20 protein-coding genes are annotated in these 22156 nt (G+C 60.7%); 8 read left to right on the top strand and 12 right to left on the bottom strand.

All coding sequences use genetic code 11. The features are described from left to right. Window positions 1-9 precede the first annotated feature (9 nt). The 4 genes from FFS64_RS04300 to miaB form a co-directional block, all read right to left on the bottom strand. Window positions 10-849 carry an HlyC/CorC family transporter gene (locus tag FFS64_RS04300; protein ID WP_095197255.1) on the bottom strand — a complete coding sequence of 280 codons (840 nt, stop codon included), beginning with the start codon at window positions 847-849 and terminating at the stop codon, window positions 10-12. Between the two features lie 5 nt (window positions 850-854). After that, window positions 855-1349, bottom strand: a complete 495-nt coding sequence (gene ybeY / locus FFS64_RS04295) for an rRNA maturation RNase YbeY (protein WP_137804370.1) — start codon at window positions 1347-1349, stop codon at window positions 855-857. Then, window positions 1342-2346, bottom strand: a complete 1005-nt coding sequence (locus FFS64_RS04290) for a PhoH family protein (RefSeq protein WP_095197265.1) — start codon at window positions 2344-2346, stop codon at window positions 1342-1344. Before FFS64_RS04290 ends, ybeY begins: the two co-directional genes overlap by 8 nt. Before the next feature lie 207 nt (window positions 2347-2553). Next, window positions 2554-3882 (bottom strand): tRNA (N6-isopentenyl adenosine(37)-C2)-methylthiotransferase MiaB, encoded by a 1329-nt coding sequence (gene miaB, locus FFS64_RS04285; protein WP_137804369.1) that lies wholly within the window; start codon window positions 3880-3882, stop codon window positions 2554-2556. Window positions 3883-4017: 135 nt separating this feature from the next. On the opposite strand from miaB, the gene FFS64_RS04280 reads away from it, so the two are divergent. Next, on the top strand, window positions 4018-4347 hold the full coding sequence (locus FFS64_RS04280) for a DUF1820 family protein (RefSeq protein ID WP_007958692.1): 330 nt from the start codon (window positions 4018-4020) through the stop codon (window positions 4345-4347). Window positions 4348-4414: 67 nt separating this feature from the next. On the opposite strand, the gene FFS64_RS04275 is transcribed toward FFS64_RS04280, so the two are convergent. From FFS64_RS04275 to FFS64_RS04260, 4 genes are all read right to left on the bottom strand, one after another. Further along, window positions 4415-4969, bottom strand: coding sequence for a tetratricopeptide repeat protein (locus FFS64_RS04275; protein ID WP_137804368.1), 555 nt, complete (start codon window positions 4967-4969; stop codon window positions 4415-4417). Between the two features lie 226 nt (window positions 4970-5195). Then, a complete protein-coding gene (hemL, locus tag FFS64_RS04270) occupies window positions 5196-6479 on the bottom strand; it encodes a glutamate-1-semialdehyde 2,1-aminomutase (RefSeq protein WP_137804367.1) in 1284 nt (427 codons plus the stop codon). Between the two features lie 22 nt (window positions 6480-6501). Further along, on the bottom strand, window positions 6502-7128 hold the full coding sequence (thiE, locus tag FFS64_RS04265) for a thiamine phosphate synthase (RefSeq protein ID WP_137804366.1): 627 nt from the start codon (window positions 7126-7128) through the stop codon (window positions 6502-6504). A gap of 18 nt (window positions 7129-7146) precedes the next feature. Further along, window positions 7147-7944 carry a hydroxymethylpyrimidine/phosphomethylpyrimidine kinase gene (locus tag FFS64_RS04260; RefSeq protein ID WP_095197261.1) on the bottom strand — a complete coding sequence of 266 codons (798 nt, stop codon included), beginning with the start codon at window positions 7942-7944 and terminating at the stop codon, window positions 7147-7149. A 313-nt stretch (window positions 7945-8257) separates the two neighbouring features. On the opposite strand from FFS64_RS04260, the gene FFS64_RS04255 reads away from it, so the two are divergent. From FFS64_RS04255 to FFS64_RS04240, 4 genes are all read left to right on the top strand, one after another. Continuing rightward, window positions 8258-10642 carry a hybrid sensor histidine kinase/response regulator gene (locus FFS64_RS04255; RefSeq protein ID WP_137804365.1) on the top strand — a complete coding sequence of 795 codons (2385 nt, stop codon included), beginning with the start codon at window positions 8258-8260 and terminating at the stop codon, window positions 10640-10642. Window positions 10643-10716: 74 nt separating this feature from the next. Beyond that, on the top strand, window positions 10717-12366 hold the full coding sequence (locus FFS64_RS04250) for an acyl-CoA dehydrogenase family protein (RefSeq protein WP_137804364.1): 1650 nt from the start codon (window positions 10717-10719) through the stop codon (window positions 12364-12366). Between the two features lie 86 nt (window positions 12367-12452). Next, window positions 12453-13952, top strand: a complete 1500-nt coding sequence (gene amn / locus FFS64_RS04245; RefSeq protein WP_171017060.1) for an AMP nucleosidase — start codon at window positions 12453-12455, stop codon at window positions 13950-13952. A gap of 68 nt (window positions 13953-14020) precedes the next feature. Then, complete coding sequence (locus FFS64_RS04240; RefSeq protein ID WP_137804362.1) at window positions 14021-14656, top strand: pseudouridine synthase; 636 nt, start codon at window positions 14021-14023, stop codon at window positions 14654-14656. On the opposite strand, the gene FFS64_RS04235 is transcribed toward FFS64_RS04240, so the two are convergent. Together FFS64_RS04235 and FFS64_RS04230 are read right to left on the bottom strand one after the other, a co-directional pair. Then, on the bottom strand, window positions 14651-14860 hold the full coding sequence (locus FFS64_RS04235; RefSeq protein ID WP_095196702.1) for a DUF2788 domain-containing protein: 210 nt from the start codon (window positions 14858-14860) through the stop codon (window positions 14651-14653). The two genes, FFS64_RS04240 and FFS64_RS04235, sit on opposite strands and share 6 nt — an antisense overlap. A 196-nt stretch (window positions 14861-15056) precedes the next feature. After that, complete coding sequence (locus FFS64_RS04230; protein WP_007937367.1) at window positions 15057-15536, bottom strand: Lrp/AsnC family transcriptional regulator; 480 nt, start codon at window positions 15534-15536, stop codon at window positions 15057-15059. 437 nt (window positions 15537-15973) lie between these two features. Between FFS64_RS04230 and FFS64_RS04225 the strand changes: the two genes are divergently transcribed. Next, window positions 15974-17014 (top strand): DUF6515 family protein, encoded by a 1041-nt coding sequence (locus FFS64_RS04225; protein ID WP_137804361.1) that lies wholly within the window; start codon window positions 15974-15976, stop codon window positions 17012-17014. Here FFS64_RS04225 and FFS64_RS04220 read toward each other — a convergent pair. Both FFS64_RS04220 and FFS64_RS04215 read right to left on the bottom strand, forming a co-directional pair. After that, window positions 16999-17904, bottom strand: a complete 906-nt coding sequence (locus FFS64_RS04220) for a cation diffusion facilitator family transporter (protein ID WP_137804360.1) — start codon at window positions 17902-17904, stop codon at window positions 16999-17001. The genes FFS64_RS04225 and FFS64_RS04220 overlap by 16 nt on opposite strands. A gap of 23 nt (window positions 17905-17927) precedes the next feature. Beyond that, window positions 17928-18347 carry a polyribonucleotide nucleotidyltransferase gene (locus tag FFS64_RS04215; protein ID WP_137804359.1) on the bottom strand — a complete coding sequence of 140 codons (420 nt, stop codon included), beginning with the start codon at window positions 18345-18347 and terminating at the stop codon, window positions 17928-17930. Window positions 18348-18708: 361 nt separating this feature from the next. Between FFS64_RS04215 and hrpB the strand changes: the two genes are divergently transcribed. Together hrpB and FFS64_RS04205 are read left to right on the top strand one after the other, a co-directional pair. Beyond that, window positions 18709-21225, top strand: coding sequence for an ATP-dependent helicase HrpB (hrpB, locus tag FFS64_RS04210; RefSeq protein ID WP_137804358.1), 2517 nt, complete (start codon window positions 18709-18711; stop codon window positions 21223-21225). Between the two features lie 404 nt (window positions 21226-21629). Then, window positions 21630-21989, top strand: a complete 360-nt coding sequence (locus FFS64_RS04205; protein ID WP_137804357.1) for a DUF6124 family protein — start codon at window positions 21630-21632, stop codon at window positions 21987-21989. Window positions 21990-22156 lie beyond the last annotated feature (167 nt).

The raw sequence follows: 22156 nt of genomic DNA, 5'->3' as shown, positions 1-22156 counted from the left end.
CCTTAGTGTTTACCGAGCAATAGGCGTCAGGCGCAGCAAATGAATCCGACGACTGTCGGCGTTCAGGATGCGGAAACGATAGGTGCCGATTTCAGTGATTTCGTTGCGTTTTGGCAAGTGCCCGAACGCACTCATCACCAGGCCGCCAACCGTGTCGAACTCATCGTCGGAGAACTCGCTGTCGAAGAACTCGTTGAAGTTCTCGATCGGTGTCAGAGCCTTGATCAGGAAATCACCGCTGGGCAGCGGCTTGATGTAGCTGTCTTCTTCGACGTCGTGCTCGTCTTCGATGTCGCCGACGATCTGCTCCAGTACGTCTTCGATGGTCACCAGGCCTGCCACGCCGCCGTATTCGTCGATGACGATGGCCATGTGGTTGTGGTTGGCGCGGAATTCGCGCAGCAGCACATTCAGTCGCTTGGACTCCGGCACGAAGGTGGCCGGGCGCAGCAGATCCTTGATGTTGAAGTGGTCGCCGTTCTCCTTGAGGATCAGCGGCAGCAAGTCCTTGGCCAGCAACACGCCCATCACGTCATCATGGCTTTCGCCGATCACCGGGTAGCGGGAGTGGGCCGAGTCGACCACGGCAGGCAGGAATTCGCGGGGTGTCTGGGTCGCCTTGATGCTGATCATCTGCGAGCGCGGGACCATGATGTCCCGTACCTGCAGGTCGGCTACCTGGATGGCGCCTTCGACGATGGCCAGCGCTTCGCTGTCCAGCAGTTTGTTCTGATGTGCATCGCGCAGCAGCTCCAGCAGCTCCTGGCGGTTTTTCGGCTCGTGGGCAAAAGCCTGGGTGAGCTTACCCAGCCATGACTTCTGCCCGTTGCTCGATCGATCTTCGCTCATAGCGATTACTCTGAATCCTTTGTTGTGACGGTTGGGGATGTTTCGGTTTCGTCGTCCGCGTACGGATCGGGATAGCCCAGTTCTGCAAGCAATGTGCGTTCCAGTGCTTCCATTTCTTCGGCTTCGTCGTCATCTATATGGTCGTAACCGAGCAGATGCAAGCAGCCGTGAATCACCAGATGCGCCCAGTGGGCCTTGAGTGCCTTGCCCTGTTCGGCGGCTTCGCGCTCGACCACGGCGACACAGATCACCAGGTCGCCCAGCAACGGGATGTCGAGGAACTCGTCCGGCACATCGGCCGGGAAAGACAAGACGTTAGTTGCGTAATCCTTTTGCCGCCAGGTGTGGTTCAGCTCGCGGCCTTCGGCTTCGTCGACCAGGCGAATGGTCATTTCGGAGTCGGCAGTGCGCTGACGCAGGGCCAGTTCGCACCACTGGCGGAATTCGGCTTCGCTGGGGGCGGGGGCTTGGGTCGCGATTTGCAGGTCAAGCTCAAGCATCGCGGCGGTTATCCTTCGATGCTTCATCAGCCACACGATTTTCAAAGCGCTCATAGGCTTCGACGATGCGCTGTACCAGCGGATGACGCACGACGTCCTTGGGCTGGAAGTGGGTGAAGCTGATGCCCGGCACGTCCTTCAACACTTCGATTACGTGATGCAGCCCGGATTTGGTGCCGCGTGGCAGGTCGACCTGGGTGATATCACCGGTGATGACGGCCGTGGAACCGAAGCCGATCCGGGTCAGGAACATTTTCATTTGCTCGACGGTGGTGTTCTGGCTTTCGTCGAGGATGATGAAGCTGTTGTTCAGCGTACGGCCACGCATGTAGGCCAGCGGCGCGACTTCGATGACCTGGCGTTCGATCAGCTTGGCGACGTGTTCGAAGCCGAGCATTTCGTAGAGTGCGTCATAGAGCGGGCGCAGGTACGGGTCGATCTTCTGGGACAGATCGCCAGGCAGGAAGCCGAGTTTTTCGCCGGCTTCGACCGCCGGGCGAACCAGCAGGATGCGGCGGATCTGCTCGCGTTCCAGGGCATCCACCGCGCAGGCAACGGCCAGATAGGTCTTGCCAGTACCGGCCGGGCCAATGCCGAAGTTGATGTCGTTACCGAGGATTTCCTTCACATAGCGCTGCTGATTCACACCACGAGGGCGAATCATGCCTTTTTTGGTGCGCAGGGCGACGGCGGCGTCGGCGGGCGAGTGGTTGTCCAGCTCTTCGACGGCGGATTCCTGCAGGAACAGGTGAACCATGTCCGGCGACAGCTCGGTACCCTTGGTTTCCCGGTACAGGCGGCGCAGAAGGTTTTCCGCGGAGGTGGTGTGTTTACGCTCGCCGATCAGTTCGAACTGGTTTCCGCGGTTGCGGATCTCGATGGTCAGGCGCTGTTCGATCAAGCGCAGATGCTCGTCGAATTGCCCGCACAGATTGGCGAAGCGACGAGCCTCAAAAGGCTCGAGGATGAAACGATGTGGTTCTATGGGTGCGTTCAAGGTCGTATTTAGCCGCCCTGGGGCAATAGTGATGAAATCAAGGATAACGCCAGTGGCGTGGGCGCGAAAGCTCTTAAATTTCCCGGCGCCAAACACCATCCCTTGTGGGGGCGAGCCTGCTCGCGAAAGCGGCCTGACAGTCGAATCATAAGTTGAATGTCAAACCGTATTCGCGAGCAGGCTCGCTCCCACAGGGGGGATGCGGTGTTATTGGATCAGCGAACCCCGCAGCGAATGCGGCTGGGCCGCGTCGATGTGCACATCGGCGAACTGGCCGATCAACGTCGGATTGTCGCAGCGGAAATTGACGATACGGTTATTTTCGGTGCGACCTTGCAGCTCGCCAGGATCTTTTTTCGAATAATCGGTGACCAGAATGCGCTGGATCGAACCGACCATTTGTCGGCTGATTTCGAAACCTTGCTGGTTCAACCGATGTTGCAGGGCATTCAAGCGCTCTTTTTTCAGTTCTTCCGGTGTGTCATCGGCCAGGTCGGCGGCCGGTGTGCCGGGACGCTGGCTGTAGACGAACGAGTAGGAGAAGTCGAAACCGACGTCCTGGATCAGCTTCATGGTCTGTTCGAAGTCTTTTTCGGTCTCGCCGGGGAAGCCAACGATAAAGTCCGAGCTGATGCAAATGCCCGGCACGGCAGCCCGCAGCTTGCGCAGTTTGGATTTGTACTCAAGCGCGGTGTGGTTGCGCTTCATCGCGGCCAGGATCCGGTCCGAACCCGATTGCACCGGCAAATGCAGGTGTTTCACCAGCTCCGGTACTTCGGCATGGGCCTGGATCAGACTGTCGGAGAACTCCAGCGGGTGCGAGGTGGTATAGCGGATACGGTCGATGCCCTCGACGGCGGCAACCACCCGGATCAATTCGGCCAGATCAGCCAGACGACCGTCATGGGTCGTGCCGCGATAACCGTTGACGTTCTGCCCCAGCAGCGTCACTTCACGCACGCCGTTTTCGGCTAGGTGAATGATCTCGGCGATCACGTCGTCGAACGGGCGGCTGACTTCTTCGCCCCGGGTGTAGGGCACCACGCAGAAGGTGCAGTACTTGCTGCAGCCTTCCATTACCGATACGTAAGCACTCGGGCCGTCGATGCGCGGCTCGGGCAAGTGGTCGAACTTTTCGATTTCCGGGAACGAGACGTCGACTTGCGGCAGCTTGCTGATGCGCGCGGCGTCGATCATTTCCGGCAGGCGGTGCAGGGTTTGCGGGCCGAACACCACGTCGACATAAGGCGCGCGATCGCGGATGGCGGCGCCTTCCTGGCTGGCCACGCAACCGCCAACGGCAATCACCATGTCCGGATTGGCCAGTTTAAGTTCGCGCCAGCGGCCGAGCTGCGAGTAGACGCGATCCTGGGCGCGTTCGCGGATCGAGCAGGTGTTGAGCAGGATCACGTCGGCGTCTTCAGCCCGAGCGGTGACTTCCAGGGCCTGGTGTTCGCCCAGCAGATCGACCATGCGCGAGCTGTCGTACTCGTTCATCTGGCAACCGTGGGTTTTGATGTAAAGCTTCTTGGCCATGGAAAAGGGTCATCACGTGATTCGAAGAACCGCGCATTATAGGGAACATGTTCCCAGGTTCCTACCGCTGCGCGTCCGGTGGCTATGCTATAGTTCGCGCCCTCTTTTTTATCCCCGATGTGTTACTCGCCCACCATGACCAAACGTGAAGCTCCAATCTACAAGGTGATTTTCCTCAACCAGGGCCAGGTGTTCGAAATGTACGCCAAGCAGATCTATCAGAGCGATCTGTGGGGCTTTCTGGAAGTGGAAGAGTTCGTCTTTGGCGAGCGCACGCAAGTGGTCGTCGATCCGAGCGAAGAGAAGCTCAAGGCGCAGTTCGAAGGCGTTGTGCGCAGCTTCGTGCCGATGCACTCGATCGTGCGCATCGATGAAGTCGAGCGCCTGGGGACCCCGAAAATCAGCGAAGCCCGCGGCGGGGTCGGCAATGTGATGCCGTTTCCGGTGCCGATGCCTGAGAAGTAAGTCTCAAGACCGAGTCGTTCCCTTCGCGAGCCTGCTTGCGAAGGGGTCAGCCAGGGCGATATGAAAATCAGGGCAATGGCGAGAAAGGCGTACGCCCGTCGGCACTCTGCAATTCCATCAGGTATTTGCGGAAAATTTGCCCAAGCACCTGAGTGGCGACTTCCAGCTCTTCGCGGCGCATTTTCTCGGTGACTTCGTCGGCGGTATCCAGCGCGTCTTCAGCGCCGTTGACCGCGGCCATTTTCAGCAGGATGTAAGCCTGAACGTTGTTGGCCGGGACACCTTCGCCGTGGAAGAACATGGAGCCGAGCTTGAATTGCGCCTGGGCGTGGCCTTGCAGCGAGGCCTTTTCGAAGTAGCTCAGGGCTTGATTGAGGTCGCGCGGCGCATTTTTGCCTTCGTAGTAGAACTCACCCAACTCGTATTGCGCTTGCGCATCCCCTTCATCCGACGCTTTCTGGCAGGTGGCCAGCGCCTGTGCCAGGTCTTGCGGCTGGGTATTGAGGGTGCAGCGACCCATCGCTGGGATTAACAACGAGTTACCGCCTGCTTGTGCGAGCGCGAGCAGGGGCTGAAGGAGCAACAGGCAGCCCAGTGAAAGGGCGCGGCCGGTGCGGTTCATGGGAATCGACTTACCTCTGAAGGGCGCGCGGACCCATCGAGGGGATCCAATAAGCGGGCATTATGAAATAAGCAGGGCCAACCTTACAAAGTCTTTACTCGTTTTTCTGCTGCGAGGGAAATATATCGCCCGGTTTGCGGGGGATTATTGGCAGATGAGTAGGAAAAAGCGCTGGAGTGTAGGTGTAAGCTGACGCTGGCGATGGCCAACGTCAGCGTTTCGAGCATTACTTCAAGGCAGCAAATGCGCGCTCGGCGGCATCCAGCGTCAGTTTCAGCTCGGCTTCGCCGTGAGCGATCGAGGTGAAGCCGGCTTCGAAGGCGCTCGGTGCCAGGTACACACCACCTTCCAGCATCAGGTGGAAGAAGCGGCCGAACAGGGCGGCGTCGCTGGCCATTACGTCATCGAAAGTCACGATGTCGTCGGCACCGCTGAAGTACAGACCGAACATACCGCCGGCCTGGGTGGTCACGAACGGAATACCCGCTGCATCCGCACGCACTTGCAGGCCATCGAGCAGGCGAGTGGTGTAGTCGGTCAGCTCGGCGTGGAAGCCTGGACGGCTGATCAGGCGCAGGGTGGTCAGGCCGGCCGCCATCGCCAACGGGTTACCGGACAAGGTGCCAGCCTGGTAAACCGGACCCAGCGGGGCAATGCGCGACATGATTTCGCGCTTACCGCCGAAGCAGCCGACCGGCATGCCACCGCCGATGATCTTGCCGAAGGTGGTCAGGTCCGGCGTTACGCCGTAGTGGGCCTGGGCACCGCCGAGGGCGACGCGGAAACCGGTCATCACTTCGTCGAAGATCAGCACCACGCCGTGCTTGTCGCACAGGGTGCGCAGGCCTTCGAGGAAACCTGGGGCCGGTGGTACGCAGTTCATGTTGCCGGCTACGGGCTCGACGATGATGCAAGCCACATCCTGACCGACTTCGGCGAGCATGGCTTCAACGGCGTCGATGTCGTTGAACGGCAGGGTCAGGGTGTGTTTGGCGAAGGCCGCCGGAACACCGGCCGAGCTTGGGACGCCTTGAGTCAAGGCGCCGGAACCGGCCTTGACCAGCAGGCTGTCGGAGTGGCCGTGGTAGCAGCCTTCAAATTTGATGATGCTGTCGCGACCGGTGAAACCACGGGCCAGACGGATCGCGCTCATGGTCGCTTCGGTGCCGGAGCTGACCATGCGCACCATTTCCATCGACGGCACCAGCGAGCAGACCAGATCAGCCATCTGGGTTTCCATCTCGGTCGGGGCACCATAGGACAGGCCGTGTTCAAGCTGCTTGCGCACGGCGTCCAGCACCTCCGGATGGCTGTGACCCAGAATCATCGGGCCCCAGGAACCGACGTAATCCACATAGCGTTTGTTGTCTTCGTCGGTGACGTAGGCGCCTTCGGCGTGCTTGAAGAACAGCGGCGTGCCGCCAACACTTTTGAACGCACGAACCGGCGAATTCACACCGCCGGGAATGTGTTTCTGGGCATTGGCAAACAGGGTTTCGGAACGAGACATGATCGGGCTCTCAGACTTTTAGCTAATTAATAGAAAGCAGTTCGTTGAACGCGCGGGCGCGGCGGGTCACTTCAGCCGTACTCTCGGCGCCAAACAGGCCATGCACCACGGCCAGCAGATCGACCCCATGGGCCACCAGCGGGGCCGCATTGTCGAGGGTGATGCCACCAATCGCGCAGATCGGCAGGTGCAACCGCTGGCGGGCCTGGTCGAGCAGGTCGAGGCTGCAGGTCGGGGCGCCGGGTTTGGTATTGGAGTTGAAGAAGCGGCCGAAGGCGACATAACTGGCACCTTCCCTGGCGGCCTGTTCGGCGAGTTCGAGTTGCGCGTGGCAAGTCGAACCGATAATGGCCTTGGAACCGAGCAACGCGCGAGCCGGGGTCAGCGGACCGTCGGTCTGCCCCAGGTGCACGCCGACGTTCAGGCGTGCAGCCAGCTCGGCGTCGTCATTGATGATCAGCCGGGTCTTGTAGCGTTCGCACAGTTCACGCAAGGCTTCGGCTTCACGCAGGCGGCGGGCTTCATCGCTGCTCTTGTCACGGTATTGCAGCAGGGTAACGCCGCCTTCCAGCGCCGCCTCCACATACTGAAGCAATTTACCGTTCAGTAGATGGCTGTCGGTAATGGCGTACAGACCACGTAGTTTCATCGGACAGCCCTCATGGCGTTACGAACAGAAGTCCAGTGGCAGGCGGCGTGGCACGAACTGGCCTTTACCCAACTGCTCGGCATCGCGCAGGGTACGCCACGTGTAGTTAAGCGCGGTCTGCACGGCACTGGCGAGGTTTTCACCTTGGGCCAGACGGCCGGCGAGGGCGCTGGCCAAGGTGCAGCCGGAGCCGTGATAGCTGCCGGGCAAGCGCTGGCAGGTATAGGTCTGGCGCAGGCCATCGCGGCTGTAGAGGCGATTGTGGATTTCGGTCTCGTCGCCATGGCCGCCGGTGATCAGCAGGTGTTTGACGAACGGCAGGAGTTTTTCAGCGCACTCGTCCGCGGTGCCTTCAGGCAGTTCGGCGAGGATTCGGGCTTCGGGGAGGTTGGGGGTGGCGATGATCGACAGGGGCAGCAGGCGTTCGCGCATGGCGTAGCCGACTTCATCCTTGCCCAGGCGTCCGCCGCCGCCGGCGCGCAACACCGGGTCGCAGACCACTGGCAAATGCGGGTGCGCCGAAAGCAGTTCGACAACGGTGTCGACCATTTCCAGGGAACCGAGCATGCCCAGTTTGACGGCTGCGACTTCGGAGTCGTTGAGCACGGCATTGGCCTGGGCCAACACCCACTCACGGTCGAGGACGCGGAAGTCAGTGACATTGACGGTGTCTTGCACGGTCAGGGCGGTGACGGCCGGAGCCGCATGGCAACCCTGGGCGAGCAGGGCTTCGATATCTGCCTGCAAGCCGGCGCCACCACTTGGGTCGTGGCCGGAGAGACAGAGGACAACGGGGCGAGAGCTGTAGATATTCATGGTGCGCGAGCTTACCACCAAACATCTTTTTTCGGGTGTGGTGTCATCCTGTCCAGCCGATACATTGTGGCGAGGGGACACTGTTCGGAGTGGCATTTTCACAATCTGACCCACCAAACAGCTCTATCTCAATAACATCCGCTGGAACGCCCGTGCTAGAGCCTTTGTAGGAAAAATTTCAGTAGTGCTCAATGGCCATCAACGGCTATGCTAGAGTGGATCCAAACCAATAACAGGTAACACCGGTTTTACGTCTACTCAAAGGGAATGGGGGGCTTCCTGACGGAACCGGAAAGGCCACGCTGGGGCATAAATGCGCTATTTGCTGATGTTGCTGTTGTGTTTGCCCCTCCTGGCGAACGCCGTCGAATTCGATGAGTTCACTCAAAGCCTCCCCCTGGGCCGAACTCTGCAAGTGTTTGAAGATGCCGGTGGTCAGGCGAGCATCGCAGATGTGCGCGCGCTCGCCGCGGCCGGCAACTTCAAGCCTCATGACAAGGCCACCCTCAACGCCGGGTATTCGCGTTCGGTGTACTGGCTGAAAATCGACCTGCACTACCGTCCGACCAACCCGACGGCGCAGCGGACCTGGCTGCTGGAACTGGCCTATCCGCCCCTCGATCACCTTGACCTGTACCAGCCCGATGCGGCCGGCAACTATCAACGGGTTCGCCAGACTGGCGATGCCTTGCCATTCTCCAGTCGCGAAATCCGACAGAACAACTACCTGTTCAATCTGGATTTCATTCCCGACCAAACGCAAACCCTGTATCTGCGCCTGCAAAGCCAGGGCTCGATCCAGGCGCCGGTCACGCTGTGGTCGAGTACCGCCTACCTCGAAGCGCAGCCGGTCAGGCTTTACGTGTTGGGGCTGATCTACGGTGTATTGCTGGGAATGCTGGTCTACAACCTGTTCATCTACCTCAGTGTGCGGGATACCAGCTACCTCTATTACATCTTCTACATCGCCTCGTTCGGCTTGTATCAGCTCTCGGTGAATGGCGCGGCCGTACAGTATTTCTGGCCGGACAATCCCTGGTGGGCCAACGCGGCGACGCCGTTTTTCATCGGCTGTGCCGGGCTGTTCGGCAGCCAGTTCGCCCGCAGTTTCTTGCAGACGGCCACTCTCAGTCGCTGGCTTGACCGCTTTTTGCTGGCGTTGGTGGTGTTCAGTGCATTGGTGGTCGGGTTATCACTGATGACCAGTTATGCCCTGGCCTTGCGCCTGGCGACAGCCCTGGCGCTGACCTTCACGGTGGTGATTTTTGCTGCGGGGATTTTCGCCTGGCTGCGCGGGCTGCGGGTCGCGCGCTATTTCATCATTGCCTGGTCGGCTTTTTTGCTCGGCGGCATCATCAATACCCTGATGGTCCTGGGTTATCTGCCGAACGTGTTCCTGACCATGTATTCCAGCCAGATCGGCTCGGCCATCGAAGTGGCGCTGCTGTCGCTGGCCCTGGCCGACCGCATCAATGCCATGCGCGAGCAGCAGGCGCAAACTCTGCTCGACGCCGGGCAAAAGCTGGAAGTACTCAACCAGCAACTGGCCCGCAGTAACCAGCTCAAGGACGAATTCCTCGCGACCCTGACCCATGAATTGCGCACGCCCATGAACGGCGTGATCGGTTCGCTGGAGCTGATGCAAACCGTCGAAATGGACCCGGAACTGGAGCAATACCAGCAAACCGCCGCCGGGTCGGCGCGGGACATGATGCGCATGGTCAATGGCATTCTCACGCTGACCGAATTGCAGGCCGGCAAGCTCAAGGCTTCCCCGTCGACGTTCAGTCTGCGTAGCGTGGTCGAGGCATTGCGCGTGCAATTTGAAGGTAATGCTTCCAGCAAGTCTCTGGATTTCAAGGTCGATGTGGCGCCGGGCGTGCCGGATCGCTTGCACGGCGACAGTGCCAAGTTGGCGCAATGCCTGGAATGCTTGCTGGATAACGCCATCAAGTTCACCCGCGTCGGAGGTCTGGCGCTGCGGGTGACCGGGAAAACAGCTAATTCCGATCGGCTGGCGTTGTCCTTCGCGGTGATCGACACCGGCATCGGCTTTACCGATCTGGGCGAGGCGACGATGTACCAGCGGTTCTTCCAGCTCGATGGTTCGATGACGCGCGAGTACGGCGGTCTGGGCGTGGGTCTGGCGATCTGCCGGCAATTGGTCGAGTTGCTCGGCGGCCGTCTGACGCACCGTTCCGAACCCGGTCATGGCAGTCGTTTCCAGCTCGATGTCGAGTTCGAATTCCCGGCGATCGAGTCTCCATCAGTACCCTTCATGACGCGCGACTTCCCGCGTTTGCGGCTACCGCAGGATTGCACCGTGCTGTTGGTGGATGACAACAACATCAATCAATTGGTGATGCGCGGCATGTTGCTCAAGCTCGGGTTCCGGGTGCGGACCGCTGACAGCGGCATCGCTGCGCTCGAATTCCTGCAGCGTGAAACCTTTGATGCGGTGTTGCTCGATAGTCAGGTACCACCCGTGGAGGGGGTGTCCGTCTGTTGCCAGATCCGGGCCTTACCGAAGTGCGCGGACTTGCCGGTGTTCATGATCGCTCAGGGCGCGGATCGGGAACGTTGCCCGACGGGCGCGCTGATCGATTGCCTGAGCAAACCGGTAAAATTCGAAGACTTGCAGGCAGCGCTCTATCGCCGGGTACTTTGTCCGAAGCAGGGTGAAAGCGCCGACAGTTAGGCGGATATGACACTTTGTTCGGCCAAGGGGCGGTGCTTAACTGAAATTCCTTGGCTGACCAAAGGAGCCCCGTCATGAACCTGCATCAGTTCGCCGAAACCCACGAAGTCACCAACCAGCCACCGTCACTGGACGGCGCCAACCTGTATCGCATCGATTTGCCGCTGCAGGAGTGGTCGCGGCGTTTCGAGGCCGGCTGGGCCGAGTCGCGGATTGAGGCTTACGGCGCACTGGCCGGCGGGCCACTGATGGAAGCGGGGTTTCTGGCCAACCAGAACAAACCGGTATTCAACAGTCACGACCGCTATGGCCACCGCATCGACCTGGTGGAATTTCACCCGGCCTATCACCAGCTGATGCATGCGGCGATCGAACATGGCCTGACCTCGTTGCCTTGGGCGCATCCGCAGGACGGCGCCCACGTCGCCCGGGCGTCCATGACGTATCTGCATAGCCAGGCTGAAGCCGGCAGCGGCTGCCCGCTGACCATGACCTTCGCCAGTGTCCCTGCACTGCGTCTGCAACCGGACCTGGCGGACAAATGGCTACCGAAGATCCTCGCCACCGAGTACGACCCGCGTAATGTCGGCATGGCCCACAAGGCGGGTGTCACCATCGGCATGGCCATGACCGAAAAACAGGGCGGCACCGATGTCCGGGCCAACACCACCAAGGCCTATCCGGTGGGGGCAAGCGGTCCTGGCCAGGCCTATGAGCTGGTGGGGCACAAATGGTTCTGTTCGGCGCCGATGTGCGACGCCTTCCTGACCCTGGCGCAGACGGATAAAGGCCTGACCTGTTTCCTGCTGCCGCGCCATCGCCCGGATGACACGCGTAACCAGTTCTATATCCAGCGCCTGAAAAACAAACTCGGCAACTGCTCCAACGCCTCCAGCGAAGTAGAGTTCCGTGGTGCCCTGGCATGGATGGTCGGCGAAGAAGGCCGGGGCGTTCCGACCATTATCGAAATGGTGGCGATGACCCGATTCGATTGCATGGTCGGCTCAAGTGCCTTGATGCGCCAGGCACTGACCCAGGCCAGCCATCACTGTGCCCACCGCATGGTCGGTGGCAAGTTGCTCAGTGAACAACCCCTGATGCAAAACGTACTGGCCGACCTGGCGCTGGAAAGCGAAGCGGCCTTGGCCTTGAGCCTGCGCATGGGCCGTGCGCTGGATCATCTGGATGATTCCCAGGAAGCGAAATTCGCCCGACTGGTGACGGCAGTAGGCAAGTACTGGATCTGCAAACGCGCGCCGGCCATGATCAACGAAGCCGCCGAATGCATGGGCGGTGCCGGTTATGTCGAAGACAGCATCCTGCCGCGCCTTTACCGTGAGGCGCCGGTAAACTCGACGTGGGAAGGCTCCGGCAACGTGCAATGCCTCGATGTACTGCGGGCTTTGTCGAAAGAATCGGGTGTGCTTGATGCGTTGTTCAGCGAATTGGGTGATGGCCATGGCGACAAGCGTTTGGCAACTCACATCACTCAATTGCAGGCGGCGTTCAAGGACACCGACGACATCCAGTATCGCGCCCGGCAACTGACCGAGGACATTGCGCTGGGGCTGCAGGCCAAGTTGTTGCTGGAGGCGGGGAATTCGGCGGTCAGTGATGCGTTCATCGCCAGTCGTCTGAATGGGGGGGGGCGGGTTTATGGCGCGTTGCCGCGTGGGCTGGATGTGGAAGCGATCGTCGCCCGTTCGACCCCGCAGGGTTTCTGACCGCTATTTTGTAGGCAACATTTTGACCTTTGGTGAGTCTGGCATTTGTGTCTGCGCTGTTCCCGTGAAGCGACGATGCAGGCAAGATGAAGCTCTGCAAGTCAGAACACAGGATGCTGATCGTGACCGAAGCTTTTATTGTCGTTCAAACCGCCGAGCAAGCCGTGGATCGGCTTGCGCTCTTGCACAATCGTGCAACCACCGCGCTGAGTCAGGCGCTCAAGCGCTATCTCAAGGATCGTATCGAGCCGGATGCCGAGCAGCGGGCAATGTTTCGTTATCCCGAGCTGCGCCTGACCTACCACTGCCAGGGTGAAGTCCCGCAGACCACCCGCGCTTACGCCAAGGTCCAGTTGCCGGGCACCTACAGGGTCACCGTCACTCATCCCTCCGCTTTCCGTAAGTACCTGCTGGAACAGCTGGTGCCATTGATGCACGACTTCACCGTGACCGTAGAGGTCGGGGTCAGCGAGCAGAACATTCCTTATCCATACGTGGTCGAGCAGGGCGACGAACTGGCCGGCTCCGGTGTCACCGCCGCCGTGCTGGCGCGAGTGTTCCCAAGTACCGACCTGTCGGCAGCGTCCGATGGCATTGCCGATGGCCTGTACGATTGGGAAAACACCGATCCGCTGCCGCTGGCGCTGTTCGACGCGGCGCGGGTGGACTTCTCCCTGCGCCGACTGGTGCACTACACCGGCAGCGACTGGCGCCATGTACAGCCGTGGATCCTGCTGACCAACTATCACCGTTACGTCGACCAGTTCATCGTCCATGGCCTGGAGCAGTTGCGCAGTGACCCGCGTTTTGTGCGCATGGTGCTGCCGGGCAATGTGATCATCGAAAAGAGCATGGACCACGGCGAAGCCTCGGCCATTGCCGCCGGTGTGGTCTGGCACCGTTACCAGATGCCGGCCTATCACCTGATCGCCACCGACGGCCACGGTGTGACGCTGGTGAACATCGGTGTCGGCCCGTCCAACGCCAAGAACATCACCGATCACCTGGCCGTGCTGCGTCCGCATTGCTGGTTGATGATCGGCCACTGCGGTGGCTTGCGTCAGTCGCAGACAATCGGCGACTACGTACTGGCTCACGCTTACATGCGCCGTGACGGGATTCTCGACCGCGTGGTACCGCCGAACATTCCGATCCCGGCCTTGGCCGAAGTGCAGATGGCCTTGCAGCAGGCGGCGGCCAACATCACCGGCGAACATGGAGATGAGCTGAAGAAACGCCTGCGCACCGGCACCGTGCTGACCTACGACGACCGCAACTGGGAACTGCGCTGGGCCCAGGAGCGACCGCTGATTAACCTGTCCCGCGCCGTGGCGGTGGACATGGAAAGCGGCACCATTGCCGCCCAGGGGTATCGTTTGCGGGTGCCTTACGGCACGTTGCTCTGCGTCTCGGACAAACCGCTGCACAGCGAAATCAAGCTGCCGGGTTCGGCCAACGCGTTCTATGAGCGCGCGGTCAGCCAGCATTTGAAAATCGGCATCGAAGCAGTGGACCTGCTGCGTACCGAACTCAACTCGTTGCATTCGCGCAAACTGCGTAGCTTCGACGAGCCGCCGTTCCGCTGACAGTCATGGTCATTTGGCGGTCAGGCCACTAGCATAGTGAGCCCTGACCGCTAGATGTTCCTTTGCTCATGTCTCGTCCTCAACGTCCCGTTTCCCGCCGCCCCGGCGTGAAGCCATCTCCTTCAGCAGCGCGCCGTGTCGCCAAGGCGCCACCGGCCGAGCCGAGGCTGATCCTGTTCAACAAACCGTTCGACGTACTGACACAGTTCAGCGACGGCGAAGGGCGCGCGACGCTCAAGGATTTTATCGAGATTCCCGGGATTTACCCGGCAGGCAGGCTGGACCGCGACAGCGAAGGCTTGCTGTTGCTGACCAACGACGGCCAGCTTCAGGCGCGCATCGCCGACCCCAGGCACAAACTGGCCAAGACCTACTGGGTACAGGTCGAAGGCGAGCCGAGTGTCGAGCAGCTGCAGCGTTTGCGTGATGGTGTGGAGTTGAACGACGGCATGACCTTGCCCGCCGAGGCGCGGCAACTGGATGAGCCCGCGTTGTGGCCGCGCAATCCGCCGGTACGCTTTCGCAAAAGCGTGCCGACAAGTTGGCTGGAACTGGTGATTCGCGAAGGTCGCAACCGGCAGGTGCGGCGCATGACAGCGGCGGTCGGGTTGCCAACGTTGCGGCTGGTGCGGGTCAGGATCGGCGACTGGACGATCGAAGGGCTCGATCAGGGCCAATGGAAGGAAGTGCCGGCGCGTTTATAGCGTGCCGGTTTCGATCAGGCCGATCACTACACTCTTGATGATGAATGCTGCCACGCCAAGGCCCAGCACGAAGAACAGAATGAACGAACCGAAGCGTCCGGCCTTGGACTTCTTCGCCAGATCCCAGACGATGAAACCCATGAAAATGATCAGAATGCTGACCAGTCCGGTCATCATCCACTCTTCGAATACTGCAGGATCCATCGGACATCTCCAGTGCGGGCGGGGCTAAAAGGCGCTGGAGTATAAGGCATGGCGGGTGCGTGAGGTGCGGGCCTGCGGCGGTGTGTCGCAGCTATTCGTCGCCTGTACGGACCTCTTCGCGAGCAAGCCCGCTCCCACAATGGATCTTCAGTGCATGTGAGATCCCCGTGGGAGCGGGCTTGCCGCGAAGGCGTCTTCAGCTGCGCAAATGAGTCAAAGGCAGTTCGGTGCTGTTCAACACCTGGTTCAACACAAAGCTCGACCGCACGCTGGTCACCCCTTCAATCCGCGTCAGATGCCCCAGCAGCAGTTTCTGGTAATGGTCCATGTCCGGTACCACGACCTTGAGCTGATAGTCGGCATCCATTCCCGTCACGAGGCTGCATTCCAGCACCTGCGGCAAGGTACGAATGGCCGCTTCGAAGTTCTCGAAACGCTCCGGCGTGTGCCGGTCCATGCCGATCAGCACGTAGGCCGTCAGGCTCAGGCCGAGCATCTTGCGGTCGAGCAGGGCGACCTGGCGGGAAATGTAGCCGTCATCCTCCAGTTGCTTGACCCGACGCGAGCAGGGTGAAGGCGACAGGCCGATGCGTTCGGCCAGCTCCTGATTGGAGATGCGCGCGTCGCGCTGCAATTCAGCCAAAATGCTCAGGTCATAACGGTCGAGTTTGCTCATCAAACGGTCCCTTGTCGTATCTATTGCGGCAGATTATCTATCCAGGGTTAAAAATTGCGCAAGTGATGTTTATTTGAGCAATCTTCGCAATCCTCTGTCGGCGCTCCGAGCCTATTCTTATCACCAGAATCACTGCTCGGACAAACAGTCCAGTGCGGCTCGCCCAAACAGGCCAGCTGCGGTCGCCACTCCCACAGGGGATGAGCCGGCCCCCGAGCTACACACTGTCCAGAAGACGGCGTGAGGTGAGCCGACGTCAAAAGCGTCGAGCACGGACGAAGTTCTCAAGGGGAGGCCGACGGGTCTCCCCTTTTTCTTTGCCTGGAATTTGATCGGCCACCCTCAATAAATAAGTTGCGCGACTGATAACCTGTTGCAGAACCGGCCAATGCATTGCCAGTCTTACCTACAGGCCCTAACCCGCAATGAGGAAAAGCATGAAGTCGCGCATCTGGCGTGTGACCGGTGTTGGTTTGCTGATTATCGGTGTTGAGGTCAGTGTCACTGCGCAATCGCAAGCCGATGAGCCGCAGAACCGGGGTCCCGATGCTGGGCAGCACGGGGACGGTGGCCATCAGGGCAACAATAATCAGGGCCATGGTGGCAACAATCAGCCACGCCAGCAAAACAACGACATCATTCGTGGCGACAACAGTCGCCAGTTCGAGCGCGACGGTCATCAAAACAACGCCCAGAATCAGAATGGCGGCCAATGGCAGAGCCGTCCGCAGCCTGACTTCAACAACCCGGTTCGGCCACCCCCGCCACCGCCGCAACTGCCGGCTAACGATTTACCCATCCAGGGTCGGCCCGACACCGTGCAACAGACTCAACAGCCGCGGCGTGGTTACTATCAGGATCAACCGCGGCGCAACGATCCCAACCAGCACTGGAACGGCTATATAGGCGCTCCGTCCAATGACCCTCGGGGGCCAGGGCGCGGCAACGGTTGGGGGCCCGGCCCGCAGTATCGGCCCGGTCATGTGATCGACCGCTTCCCGGATCGCGACTATCGCGTGCCTTACCGTGGCATGGATTACTACTATTCCGGTGGCTATTGGTATCGCCCGTTGGGTCCGCGCTATGTGGTGGTCGAGCCGCCTCGCGGGATCCGGGTCCGCTATCTGCCTGACTACGCCGAGCAGGTCTTGATCGGTGGGTCGGTGCTTTTCCTTGCGGCCGGTTCGTATTACGCCTGGCAGGACAGCACCCAGGATTACGTCGTGGTCGAGCCACCCATGAACACCGTGCAGCCACAACCGGCCAGTAACGGTTACGACGTGGTGGCATACCCCACCAACGGCCAGTCGCAGGAGCAGGTCAATCAGGACGGTTACGAGTGCTATCAATACGCGGTGCAGCAGAGTGGCTTCGATCCGCGAACCGCGACCTATCAACCCGCCCCGTCAGTGGTGCAAACCTACCGCCAGGCACAGGGCAATTGCCTGAGCAGTCGCGGCTATCAGGTGAGTTTCTGAGCCCGGGCGGCTTTCACCACTTCCTGCGGGTCGGCGTGCACCAGCACTTCGGCCCGCGGATAGGCGGCGTGGATCGCATCGGCGGCTTGATCGCTGATGCCGTGGGCGACCGACAGCGTCAGCTCCCCCGGCAGTTCCAGGTGCAGCTGCACGAACCACTGGTTGCCGGAAATCCGCGTGCGCAAGTCATGGGCGCCTAAAACGCCCGGCACGCTGCAGGCCAGTTCCAGCATATGCTGGCTGACATCCGGTGGCAGTTCTTCATCCATCAGCACCGCGAAGCTTTCCCGGGCGATCCAAGTCGCACTCCAGAAAATGTAGGCGGCGATCCCGAGGCCGAACCAGGCATCGACCTGATGCCAGCCAAACCCGGCCAAGACCAGTGCCACCAAAATGCTGCCATTGAGCAACAAGTCCGAACGGTAATGCAGAGAGTCGGCGCGCACTGCGTTGGAACCGGTGGCCTTGACCACCCGATGCTGCAGCATCAGCAGTGCCAGGGTCAGGCCCAGCGAGAACACAATCACCCCGGTGCTGATCCACGGCGCGTCCACCGGCTCTGGATGCTTGAGCCGATCGAATGCCTGCAACGCAATCAGCACCGCACTGCCGCCAATGAACAGGGCCTGGGCCATGCCGGCCAGTGATTCCGCCTTGCCATGGCCGTAGCGATGATCGTCGTCGGCGGGACGCAGGGCGTAATGCACGGCCAGCAGGTTGAGCAGTGATGTAACACCGTCGAGTGCCGAGTCGGTCAACCCGGCGAGCATGCTCACCGAACCACTCAACCACCAGGCGATGGCCTTGGCGATGATCAGCGTACAGGCCACCGCCACCGAGGCACGGGTCGCCAGCCGCAGCAGGCGGGCGTGTTCGGAGCTGGAGATCATAAGTGCGGCTTTTCCTTGAGCGCTTACGCGGCCGGTTGCAGGCCCAACAGGGCCAGTTGCTGGGTGCTGCCCTTGTGCTGGATCAGGCGTGGATCGTCCAGTGGGAAGCTGCGGCCCAGTTCACGCTCCAGAATAGTCTGCAACTTGTGGTTATCGACCTTGCCGTCGGCACCGATAGCTTCCTTGAGCTTCTCCGGAGCCACTTGGGCGGTCTCGCCTGGCGCGTAGTAAATCGCGCCGGTGGCGAAGTCCACGGCAAACGCGATCAGGCCGGGGATGATGTAGAACAGCAGGCCCACGGCATCGAGAACGGCAATCGCCGGGTCGATCTTGCCGTCGATCTGGCCACGGCGATCCGGGTAGAAAATCGAACCGCACGCGGTGACTTGGGTCAGCAGGCTCGCGATCAATACACCGCCAATCAGGCGAAAGGGAACACGCATAGGAAATCTCCTGAGTAATCTCAAAACGAAGCGTCGTCGATACGAATTAAGACCGCAACGAACACCGGGCAGTTCGCCGTTATACTCGCGGCGGCAGGGCGTGCCCACAGTAAATTGCGGCCGCGTCTCACCCCCACAGGAGTAGTTGAGGATTCACGTTGTTTTTTCCAGATCGATACCACGTCACGGCTGCTGAATGTTATCGGGGTTCGGCCCTCCGGGCTGAAGCTGTGGGCGCGCCATGCTGCGTTGCGGGACTTGGCAAGGAAACGACCCTTACCTGCGCCCCGCGCCTTGCCTGGCACGCCCACAGCTTCAACGCGACTCGCAATTTACTGTGGGCACGCCCTGGGGAGCCAGCATGATTTCTTTGCCGATAGATGAAGTTTTACCCGCCCTGCGTGAAGCCCTCGCTACACGCCACGAAGCCGTGCTCGAAGCACCGCCCGGTGCCGGTAAAACCACCCGTGTGCCCCTGGCCTTGCTCGATGAGCCATGGTTGGCCGGGCAGACCATTCTCATGCTTGAACCGCGCCGGTTGGCGGCGCGGGCGGCGGCGGAACGGCTGGCCAGCGAACTGGGCGAGAAGGTCGGCGAAACCGTGGGCTATCGCATCCGGCTCGATAGCAAGGTTGGCCCCAACACCCGTATCGAAGTGGTCACGGAAGGCATTCTCACCCGCCGTTTGCAGGACGATCCGGCGCTGGAAGGTGTGGGACTGCTGATCTTTGACGAGTTCCACGAACGCAGCCTGGACGCCGATCTGGCCTTGGCCCTGAGCCTCAACGGCCGGGAGCTGTTCCGTGATGATCAACCGCTGAAAATCCTGTTGATGTCCGCCACTCTGGAGGGCGAGCGCCTGGCCGGGTTGCTTGACGATGCGCCGATCCTGCGCAGCGAAGGCCGCATGTACCCGGTGGCGATGCGCTGGGGCCGGCCGTTCCAGGCCGGTGAATTCATCGAGCCACGGTTGGTACAAACCATTCTCGAAGCCTTGAACGATGAAACCGGCAGCGTACTGGTGTTCCTGCCCGGGCAGGCGGAAATCCGTCGCGTGCATCAACAATTGGCCGACGCGCTGGGTGAGAGCACGCAGATTTTGCTCTGCCCGCTGCATGGCGAGCTGGACCTGTCGGCGCAGCGTGCGGCGATCGATCCGGCACCAGAAGGCAAACGCAAAGTGGTGCTGGCGACCAACATCGCCGAGACCAGCCTGACCATTAACGGTGTGCGGGTGGTGATCGATGCCGGGCTGGCGCGGGTGCCGCGTTTCGATCCCGGTAGCGGCATGACACGCCTCGACACACAACGCATTTCCAAGGCCAGCGCCACGCAACGCGCGGGCCGTGCCGGGCGACTGGAACCGGGCGTGTGTTATCGCTTGTGGTCGCAGGATCAGCACGAACAACTGGCGGCCTACGGTAGTGCGGAAATTCTCTCTGCCGACCTTGCCGGACTGGCGTTGCAACTCGGCCGTTGGGGCGTAACGCCGGAACAGTTGGTTTGGCTCGACGTGCCACCAGCCGCGGCCTATGCACAGGCGCAGGATCTGCTCGAGCGCCTGGGCGCCCTGGAAGGCGAAGCGTTGACCCGTCATGGTCAGGCCATGGCCGAATTGCCGGCCCATCCGCGCATCGCCCATTTACTGTTGCGCGGGCAGGCGCTGGGGCTGGCGGACATGGCCTGCGATGTCGCGGCGCTGCTCGGCGAGCGGGACATCCTGCGCGGCGCCGGGGCGGATCTGCACAGTCGACTGGCGCTGTTGTCCGGCGAAGAGCGGGCGGCACGTGGCGTTCAGGGCGGTGTGCAACGTGCCCGGCAACTGGCGCGACAGTATCGCGGTTATCTGCGCGGCAAGGCGTCGGAGCCGGTCAGCGATCCCGACCATCCGCGCTGGCTCGGCGCGCTATTGGCGCTGGCCTATCCGGATCGCGTGGCCCAGCAACGCCGTGCCGGGGGCGCCGAGTATCGACTGGCCAACGGCCGCGCCGCGCTGTTCGCCGAAGCGGACAGCCTGATGAAGCAACCGTGGCTGGTCATCGCCGACCTCGGCAGCCGACAGGGTCAACGTGAAGAGCGGATTTACCTGGCGGCGGATTTCGATCCTGCATTGTTCGATTCGGTGCTGGCCGAGCAGGTGCGCTGCGTCGATCAACTGGATTGGGACGAACGCGAAGGCGTGTTGCGCGCCGAACGCCAACGCAAGGTCGGTGAGTTGATCCTCAGCCGTGAACCCCTGACCGGACTCGACGAAACCGCCCGCAGCCAGGCACTGGTGAATCTGGTGCGGCGCAAAGGCCTGGAGCTATTGCCGTGGACCCCGGAGCTGCGACAGTGGCAAGCGCGGGTCGCGTTGCTGCGCCAGTTGGACCTGGCCAGCAAGGCTGAAAGCGAATGGCCGGATGTCAGCGACGCCGCACTGCTCAAAAGCCTCGAACACTGGCTGATGCCGTACCTGGGCAAAGTTTCGCGGCTCAGTCACTTCGCCAATCTCGACCTGTCGAGCATCGTTCACAACCTGCTGCCGTGGCCGCTGCCGCAACGGCTCGATGAACTGGCGCCACATCACTTGAGCGTACCCTCGGGTTCGTCGATTCGTCTGGATTACAGCGAGCAGCCGCCGATTCTGGCGGTGCGTTTGCAGGAGCTGTTTGGCCTGGCGCAAACCCCGCGCATCGCCGGTGGCCGGCAAGTGGTGAAGTTGCATTTGTTGTCCCCGGCGCGCAGACCGGTGCAGGTGACCCAGGACCTGGCGAACTTCTGGCGCAGCACTTACGCCGAGGTGAAGAAAGATTTGAAGGGCCGCTACCCGAAACACTATTGGCCGGATGACCCGTTGGTGGCTGAAGCCACGGCACGCATCAAGCCGCGTAAGTGAATTCACTGTTTCGTTCTGTAGGAAGCGCGCATTCGCTTGCTAAACATCAACAAGGAGTCTGTGTTTAAGCGTCCTTGAGATTACTTCCTGAAAGCCACAATTCCTTGCGCCGTTGCCTACCGTTACGCCAGAATCCGCCGGCTTGTGCGCCTTGGGGACGCTGGGTAACTTGATTCGCGTCACTGATCGTCAGTGATCGGGTTTAGCAGCTCGGCGACAAACTTGGTTGTGCGTGCATCTGTCATGCAGGTTTTTTTATTGCCTGTACTTGATGGTAGCTGTACGTAGGGCGCCCTCGGGCGCGCCGGGTTTTCTGAGTTTGCCGGTCTGCTAACCTGCGTGCAGCTGCCACCCCTCTTCGTTTAGCAGCGGGAAGGTTGGCAACCATTAAGGAAACTCAGCCTATGAAAAAGCATTCACCCAATCCCCCGGATGCCGATCCAACCTCCCCATACGAACCCGACTCAAACAAACTCAACGAGGCCGCCGAACGCGCCCTCGACTTTCACTTCCCTTCGACTGCCGACATCAAAGCCACCCCGCGCGCACCCAGCACCTTGTTTACAGTGAACCCAGAAACCACGACCGAAACCCTGGTGGTCTATCTGGTCGAAACCCTGGCCTCGGTCGACGTGATGGTGCATCAGCTGGTGGATCATCTGGACGGCGGTTCGCGCAATGCGCTGCTGGGGATTTCCAACAGCGTGATGCTGGCGGAGATCACGGCCAATCGGGTACTGGATCAGATTGATCCGGCTGAGTAAAAAAACAGGGACATCCTTTGGCCTTGAGGTGGGCGATGGATGTCCCTTTTTCACATATTTAGGCTGGCCGGCCAGCCAGCTGTAGGAATTGGTTTCGTTTATTGGCGGAATTTTCCTAATCACTCTTGATGGCCGATCCATCGACATTGCCCCTCAACGCTCGCAGA

Origin of the sequence: Pseudomonas sp. G(2018) (genome assembly GCF_005502415.1) — a bacterium.
Lineage (GTDB): Bacteria > Pseudomonadota > Gammaproteobacteria > Pseudomonadales > Pseudomonadaceae > Aquipseudomonas.
This window is presented reverse-complemented; position numbering and strand designations above follow the sequence as displayed.

Excerpts from the sequence above, each read along its gene's own strand:
- ybeY (WP_137804370.1), bottom strand. The coding sequence starts at position 1,349 with ATGCTTGAGCTTGACCTGCAAATCGCGACCCAAGCCCCCGCCCCCAGC.
- FFS64_RS04215 (WP_137804359.1), bottom strand. The coding sequence starts at position 18,347 with ATGCGTGTTCCCTTTCGCCTGATTGGCGGTGTATTGATCGCGAGCCTG.
- miaB (WP_137804369.1), bottom strand. The coding sequence starts at position 3,882 with ATGGCCAAGAAGCTTTACATCAAAACCCACGGTTGCCAGATGAACGAG.
- FFS64_RS04260 (WP_095197261.1), bottom strand. The coding sequence starts at position 7,944 with ATGAATATCTACAGCTCTCGCCCCGTTGTCCTCTGTCTCTCCGGCCAC.
- FFS64_RS04220 (WP_137804360.1), bottom strand. The coding sequence starts at position 17,904 with ATGATCTCCAGCTCCGAACACGCCCGCCTGCTGCGGCTGGCGACCCGT.
- FFS64_RS04275 (WP_137804368.1), bottom strand. The coding sequence starts at position 4,969 with ATGAACCGCACCGGCCGCGCCCTTTCACTGGGCTGCCTGTTGCTCCTT.
- FFS64_RS04250 (WP_137804364.1), top strand. The coding sequence starts at position 10,717 with ATGAACCTGCATCAGTTCGCCGAAACCCACGAAGTCACCAACCAGCCA.
- thiE (WP_137804366.1), bottom strand. The coding sequence starts at position 7,128 with ATGAAACTACGTGGTCTGTACGCCATTACCGACAGCCATCTACTGAAC.
- hrpB (WP_137804358.1), top strand. The coding sequence starts at position 18,709 with ATGATTTCTTTGCCGATAGATGAAGTTTTACCCGCCCTGCGTGAAGCC.
- FFS64_RS04300 (WP_095197255.1), bottom strand. The coding sequence starts at position 849 with ATGAGCGAAGATCGATCGAGCAACGGGCAGAAGTCATGGCTGGGTAAG.
- FFS64_RS04280 (WP_007958692.1), top strand. The coding sequence starts at position 4,018 with ATGACCAAACGTGAAGCTCCAATCTACAAGGTGATTTTCCTCAACCAG.
- FFS64_RS04205 (WP_137804357.1), top strand. The coding sequence starts at position 21,630 with ATGAAAAAGCATTCACCCAATCCCCCGGATGCCGATCCAACCTCCCCA.
- FFS64_RS04230 (WP_007937367.1), bottom strand. The coding sequence starts at position 15,536 with ATGAGCAAACTCGACCGTTATGACCTGAGCATTTTGGCTGAATTGCAG.
- FFS64_RS04235 (WP_095196702.1), bottom strand. The coding sequence starts at position 14,860 with ATGGATCCTGCAGTATTCGAAGAGTGGATGATGACCGGACTGGTCAGC.
- FFS64_RS04255 (WP_137804365.1), top strand. The coding sequence starts at position 8,258 with ATGCGCTATTTGCTGATGTTGCTGTTGTGTTTGCCCCTCCTGGCGAAC.
- amn (WP_171017060.1), top strand. The coding sequence starts at position 12,453 with ATGAAGCTCTGCAAGTCAGAACACAGGATGCTGATCGTGACCGAAGCT.
- FFS64_RS04225 (WP_137804361.1), top strand. The coding sequence starts at position 15,974 with ATGAAGTCGCGCATCTGGCGTGTGACCGGTGTTGGTTTGCTGATTATC.
- hemL (WP_137804367.1), bottom strand. The coding sequence starts at position 6,479 with ATGTCTCGTTCCGAAACCCTGTTTGCCAATGCCCAGAAACACATTCCC.
- FFS64_RS04240 (WP_137804362.1), top strand. The coding sequence starts at position 14,021 with ATGTCTCGTCCTCAACGTCCCGTTTCCCGCCGCCCCGGCGTGAAGCCA.